6 protein-coding genes are annotated in these 6,448 nt (G+C 72.2%); 5 read left to right on the forward strand and 1 reads right to left on the reverse strand.

Translation table 11 applies throughout. The features are described 5' to 3' along the window. The 3 genes from A8W25_RS30635 to A8W25_RS30645 all read left to right on the forward strand — a co-directional run. Positions 1-437, forward strand: a 437-nt coding sequence (locus A8W25_RS30635; protein ID WP_067167710.1) for a hypothetical protein, incomplete at its 5' end; no start/stop codon positions are given. Positions 438-512: 75 nt separating this feature from the next. Continuing rightward, positions 513-1,004 carry a hypothetical protein gene (locus A8W25_RS30640; RefSeq protein WP_067167717.1) on the forward strand — a complete coding sequence of 164 codons (492 nt, stop codon included), beginning with the start codon at positions 513-515 and terminating at the stop codon, positions 1,002-1,004. Positions 1,005-1,111: 107 nt separating this feature from the next. Beyond that, on the forward strand, positions 1,112-2,623 hold the full coding sequence (locus tag A8W25_RS30645) for an alpha/beta hydrolase (protein WP_067167712.1): 1,512 nt from the start codon (positions 1,112-1,114) through the stop codon (positions 2,621-2,623). An 85-nt stretch (positions 2,624-2,708) separates the two neighbouring features. Here A8W25_RS30645 and A8W25_RS30650 read toward each other — a convergent pair whose 3' ends face one another. Further along, on the reverse strand, positions 2,709-3,713 hold the full coding sequence (locus A8W25_RS30650) for a helix-turn-helix domain-containing protein (RefSeq protein WP_067167713.1): 1,005 nt from the start codon (positions 3,711-3,713) through the stop codon (positions 2,709-2,711). Between the two features lie 52 nt (positions 3,714-3,765). Here A8W25_RS30650 and A8W25_RS30655 point away from each other — a divergent pair, with 52 nt between their 5' ends. Both A8W25_RS30655 and A8W25_RS30660 read left to right on the forward strand, forming a co-directional pair. Continuing rightward, positions 3,766-4,176, forward strand: a complete 411-nt coding sequence (locus tag A8W25_RS30655; protein WP_067167715.1) for a cupin domain-containing protein — start codon at positions 3,766-3,768, stop codon at positions 4,174-4,176. A gap of 196 nt (positions 4,177-4,372) precedes the next feature. After that, complete coding sequence (locus A8W25_RS30660; RefSeq protein ID WP_420708541.1) at positions 4,373-6,175, forward strand: S8 family peptidase; 1,803 nt, start codon at positions 4,373-4,375, stop codon at positions 6,173-6,175. Positions 6,176-6,448: the final 273 nt, after the last annotated feature.

Consider the following 6,448-nt stretch of genomic DNA (forward strand, 5'->3'; position numbering starts at 1 on the left):
CCCACCCGGTGCCCGCGGCCGCCACCGTGACCGAGGGTCAGATCAGGGAGGTCGCCCGGGGCGGTGTGCTCACCTACCCCGCCGTCACCAGCTGTCTCACCGTGACGGTCCGGCTGCGCGGCGGCGGCCTGGTCGGCGCCCACGCCAGCCTCTTCCAGGTGCCGGGCGAGCTGCGGTCCGACGCGATCCTGCCCGCGCTGCGCAAGTCCGTCGCGGGGCGTCCGGTCGCCGCCGTCGAGGTCCGGGGCGCCGTGGGAGCCTGGCACCCCGGCTACTTCACCCGGGCGATCGAGGCGTACGGCGAGGGGGAGGCGATCCCGCAGCCCCAGGGCAGGGACTTCGAGGGCCTGGCCCAAGCGGTGGCACTCGGGCTCAAGCAGCCGCGTGGCAAGGTCACCGTCGAGGACGTGCCGGACGGCGACCAGATCGTGCGCTGACCCGCCTTCGACGGAGCCGCGCCGCACGCCGAAATCGGGGTGCGGCGCGCCCGGCCGGATGTCACAGTCACCCTCGTGACCCTGCTCCCCCTCCTCGTCGACTTCGCCGCCACCGGCCGTATCGGGCCGCTGCACTGCGGTATGCCCCTGACCGAGGCCGAGGAGCTGCTCGGGCCGGGGCGGCCCCATCCGGTCATCCGGATGAAGGGCCCGGACACCGACGGCTATCCGTACATCTGGGGCGGTCTGGAGCTCGTCGTCACCCGACGGTGTGTCAGCGGGATCTGGATCCGGCTCCAGCCGGGTTCGACGGTCAGGCTGCCGCCCCTCGTCCTGCCGGACAGCGAGTCGTACGGGGCGACCGTGCTGCGCGAGGACCTGCTCGCGGCGCTGGACAGCGCGGGCTGCCGCCACGAGGTCAACAGCGTGCTGACCTTCGACGAGCAGTCGAGCCTCTGGACCCGGCCCGCCGACGTCTGCGCGGTGTTCGCCCTGCCGAGCCGGGACGAGCACGTGCCGGACCGCGACCGCTTCTACCTCGACGTGCTCCACAAGCACACCCTGTGAGGCTGGGGCCGCAGGCGAACCGGCCCAGTGGACTCGGGGGCTAGCCCCACCCCGGGCGGCGTGCCTGCCGGATGGGATCACGCGTATCCCTCAACCACCCTTGTCCCATGACGACTTACCGCTCCAGAAGCCTCGCGATCGCCCTCTCCCTCGCGTCCGCCACCACGGCCCTGACCGCCACCGCCGTCCCGGCGGCCCAGGCCCGTTCCGCCGGTGCCGGGGTGTCCGCGCTGGACTGGAAGCCCTGCGCCGACGACGGCGCCACGACCGGGCGGGAGTGCGCCTCACTGCCCGTGCCGCTCGACTACGCCGACCCGAACGGCAAGACCCTCACGCTCGCCGTGTCCCGACTGCGCAGCGAGAACCCCGACAAGCGGCGCGGAGTGCTGCTGGCGATACCCGGCGGGCCGGGGGGATCCGGGCTGCGGATGCTGGCGGAGCAGGGGGCCGCCCTGCGCAAGGAGACCGGCGGCGCCTACGACATCGTCGGCTTCGACCCGCGCGGCGTGGGTGCCAGCACCAAGGCGAGCTGCGGACTCTCCGCCGACGACCGCATGATGGTGAACCTCCGCTCGTGGCCGGGCGCCGACGGCGACATCAGCGAGAACGTCGCCAGGTCCCGCCGCATCGCCGAGGCGTGCCGGCGCAACGGCGGCCCGGAGCTGCGCAGCCTCACCTCCCGCAACGAGGCCCGCGACATCGACCGCTTCCGCCAGGCGCTCGGCGAGCGCAAACTGTCGGCCTACGGCGTCTCGTACGGGACCTATGTGGGCGCGGTGTACGCGCAGTTGTTCCCGCGGCACACCGACCGCTGGGTGCTCGACAGCAACGGCGACCCCGACCCGACCCGCGTCGAGCGCGGCTGGCTGGCGAACATGGCACCGGCGGCCGACCTCCGCTTCCCGGACTTCGCGGCCTGGGCCTCGGACCCGGCCCGTGACGCCGAGGGGCTGCGACTGGCCCAACACGCTCAGGAGGTGCGGCCGTTGTTCCTCGCGCTGGCGGCGAAGCTGGACGCGGAGCCGAGGAAGACCGCCAAGGAGGGGGTCCCGCTCACCGGCAACCAGCTGCGCCAGGCGCTCCAGCTGGCCTTCTACTCGGACGGCTCCTTCCCCATGGTGGCGCAGCTGATCAAGGCGGCCCAGGATCCCCGGGCGGTCCCGGTCCTGCCGCCCCCGCTCGCCGAGCCGATGAGCGACGAGGAAGCCGCCGTCATCGTGGGGGTGCTCTGCAACGACGTGAGCTGGCCCGAGTCGGTCCCCTCGTACGAGCGGGCCGTCGCGGCCGACCGGATCCGCCACCCGCTCACCGCGGGCAGCCCCGTCAACGTCCTGCCCTGCGCCTACTGGAAGGACGCGCCGGCCGAGAAGCCGGTCCGCATCACCGACGAGGGCCCGTCCAACATCCTGATGATCCAGGGTCTGCGGGACCCCGGGACGCCGTACTTCGGCGCGCTGAAGATGCGTGCGGCGTGGGGCGACAGGGCCCGTATGGTCACGGTCGACCACGGCGGCCACGGGATGTACCTGGACAGTGGCAACGCGTGCGGCGACCGTGCGGTCACCACGTTCCTGACGACGGGCGTGCGTCCGGACCGGGACGCGTACTGCGCGAGCTGAACCCGGTCATGGCCCTGGGCGGTGCGGTGGCCGCGCTCGCCACGGCGGTGAGGCGGTCGGCGGGCCGAGACGCCCCGTTCTGCCGTCACCGTCGTGCGAGCGTCGGTTCGGGGCCGAAGCGCCGCCGGTACGCCGAGGGGCTCAGGCCCGTCTCGCGGCGCAGCCGGGCACGCAGGTTGGCGGCGGTGCCCAGGCCGCTGCGCTGGGCGACCACGTCGAGCCGCTGCTCGCCGCGTTCGATGAGACGGCAGGCGAGGGCGATCCGCTCGCCGGTGAGCCAGGCCAGCGGGGTGGTGCCGAGCTGGACGCGGAAGCGGCGGTGCAGGGTGGCGGAGCTGACGGCCGCGCGAGTGGCGATGTCCGCCACGGTGAGGGGGTCGCCCAGCCGCTCCTGGGCCCAGGCGAGCACGGGCGCGAGCGACTCGTCCGGGGTGTCGGGGACGGGCCGTTCCACGAACTGCCGCTGCCCGCCGTCCCGGTGCGCGGCGAAGACCAGCCGCCGACTCACCGAGTTGGCCACCTCGGCGCCGTGGTCGCGGCGGACCAGGTGCAGCCCCAGGTCGAGGGCCGCGGCGCTGCCGGCCGAGGTGAGGATGTCGCCGTCGTCCACGAACAGCACGTCCGGCCGCAGATCGACCGAGGGGAAGCGGGCCCGGAACGAGTCGGCCCACTGCCAGTGCGCGGTGGCCCGGCGCCCGTCGAGGACCCCGGCCTCGGCCAGGGTGAAGGCGCCGCTGCACATCCCCACCAGCCGCGCGCCGCGTGCGTGCGCCCGCCGGACGGCGTCGAGGACCGCGGGGCGCCGGGGCACATCGGTGTCCGGCCGGTTGGGCACGATCAGGGTGTCCGCGGTGTCGGCCGCCTCCAGCCCCGCGACACCCGTGAGCGTGAAGAACCCGTCCCGCATCAGAGTGCGCGGGTCGGGCGCGCACAGGGTGAAGTCGTAGAGCTCACGCCCGAGTTCGGGCCTGCGCAGCCCGAACACCTCGGTGACACAGCCCAGCTCGAAGGGGTTGGAGTTCTCGTCGACGATCACGACCACCCGGTGGGTGTGCGAGGCACGGGTCCTGTGCGAGGAATCTTGCGGCATATGCGATTTCTAGCACTCACACCGGCGGAGCGCCACGGCCGAGGATGAGGCCATGAGCAACGAACCCACCACCCCCGCCGTCTCTCCCCTCGCCCTTGACCAGGCGCTGGCCTCCTTCGACGCCCTGTGGAGCCCTCGTATCGTCACCCGCGTCAACGACTACGACGTACGCGTCGCCAAGGTCGAGGGGGAGCACATCTGGCACGTCCACGACCACACCGACGAGTTCTTCCTGGTGCTCGACGGGGAGTTGCACATCGCCCTGCGCGAGGCCGGCGGGGAGCGGACCGTGGCCCTGCCCACCGGCTCGGTCTTCACCGTGCCGCGCGGCACGGAGCACAAACCGTCCGCACCGTCCGGTGCCTCGATCCTCCTGTTCGAGCCCAGTGGGACCCTCACGGTCGGCGACCGCCACGACGAGGTACCCGCCCACGTGGATGCGACCACCGGGCACGCGCTCTGACCGCCATCTCCGTGCGGGCGCGGCGGCGGTATCGGAAACGATCATGTTTCCGGCACGTTTCGGCCGCCGCAGATGAACATCCGTCCGGTGAAAGGTACTTCCCTCCCCGGGTGATCATCTGACATCTTGCGTCCACCACTCGTTTCGTACGACCCGGTAGGTGCCACCAGCACCTGTCGGGTCATCGGAGGACGCATTGATACCCCCCATATCCAGACGCCCCCGACGCCTCCTGGTCGGGGCCGCCGCCCTCGGAGCCGCGCTGACCTTCGCGGCTCCCGCTCTCGCGAGCACCCAGCCCGTCGCCCCGGCCGCGGCCGGCGCCCCGGCCCACGCGGCCGCGCCGGTCACGGCCCGGAGCGCGGCCTGGGCCGCCGGCACCCGCGCCTACCTGGTCATCACCGCTCCCGGTGACAGCTCCTCGGTGCGCTCGGCCGTCACCGCCAACGGCGGCACGGTCTTCTCGTACTTCGACGCGATCGGCGTCGTCGTCGCCCACTCCGCCTCCAGCACCTTCGCCGCCACCATGCGGGGCGTCAGCGGAGTCCAGCAGGTCGGCGCCACCCGCACCGCGGACGTCCCGGCCGACGCCTACGACCCGGCGCTGCCGAACAACCCCGCGCAGTCGACCACCCCCGCCGGCGAGCCGGTCCGCTGGGACATGAGCCAGATCAAGGCCGACCAGGCCTGGGCCGTCTCCACCGGATCCTCCTCGGTGAAGGTGGGTATCCTCGACACCGGTGTGGACGACCAGCACCAGGACCTCGCCGCCAACTTCGACGCGGCCGACTCGGTCTCCTGCGCCTACGGCAAGCCCGACACCCGCACCGGCGCCTGGCGTGACGTGGACAGCCACGGCACCCACGTCGCGGGCACCGTCGCCGCCGCCAAGAACGGCAAGGGCGTCGTCGGTGTCGCACCCGGCGTGAAGATCGCCTCGGTCCGCCTCGCGGAGCCGGGCTCCACGCTCTTCTACGCCGAGAACACCGTCTGCGGTCTGGTGTGGGCCGGTGACCACGGCTTCAAGGTCACCAACAACAGCTACTACACCGACCCGTGGCAGTTCAACTGCCCGGACAACGCCGACCAGGCCGCCATCATCGAGGGGGTGCGCCGCGCCCAGGAGTACGCCGAGGGCAAGGGCTCCCTCCAGGTCGCCGCCGCGGGCAACTCCAACTACGACCTGGCGAACAAGACGACCGACACCGAGAGCCCCAACGACTCGACGCCGACCACCCGCCGCATCACCAACGCCTGCCTCGACATCCCGACCGAACTGCCGGGCGTCGTCACGGTCTCGGCGATGGGCAGCGGCAGTGTGAAGGCGTCCTACTCCAACTTCGGCAACGGCGTCATCGACGTCGCGGCCCCCGGCGGCGACGGCTCCAACGGCGTCTACTCCACCCTGCCGGGCGGCAAGTACGGCACCAAGAGCGGTACGTCGATGGCCTCGCCCCACGTCGTGGGTGTGGCCGCGCTGCTTGCGAGCGCCACGCCGGGCATCACCCCGGCCCAGCTCCGCGACAAGCTGGCCGTCCAGGCCAACGACGTCGCCTGCCCGTCGGACAGCCGCTGCACCGGCACCACCGCGAAGAACGCGTTCTTCGGTGAAGGCCAGGTGGACGCGCTCAAGGCGGTCGGCACCACCGTCCCGCCGGGCAAGTACTTCGAGAACACGGCCGATGTGGCCGTCAACGACAACACCACCGTCGAGAGCCCGCTCACGGTCTCCGGCGTGAGCGGCAACGCCCCGGCCGCGCTCAAGGCGGGGGTGAACATCGTGCACACCTACATCGGTGACCTGAAGGTCGACCTCGTCGCCCCCGACGGCACCGTGTACACCCTGCACAACCACACCGGCGGCAGCGCGGACGACATCCACCAGACGTACACCGTCGACGCCTCCGCACGGGTGGCCAACGGCACCTGGAAGCTCCGGGTGAACGACAACGCGGGCGGGGACACCGGCCGCATCGACAGCTGGAACCTCACGTTCTGAAACCGCGGAGCCTTCGCGGAGCTCCTGAGCCCCTGAAGCGGTGAGAGCCCGGGCGTCCACTCCCCGTGGGGAGCGGACGCCCGGTTGTCGTTTTCCGTCCGCAGTCGTCGCCACGGCCGCCGCGCCGCTCGACGAGTACGAGCCTCGCGCACGCACACGAGGCGGTGGCGCATCCCCCAGGACGAATTTCCATCCAATCGGATGATTTTTGTCAACCTTGCTCGGTAAGTGGGGAGTTAGACAGCAAGGCTTCCAGCCCGCCCCCACGTCCCC

It is taken from the genome of Streptomyces sp. ERV7 (assembly GCF_001653515.1).
Taxonomy (GTDB): domain Bacteria; phylum Actinomycetota; class Actinomycetes; order Streptomycetales; family Streptomycetaceae; genus Streptomyces.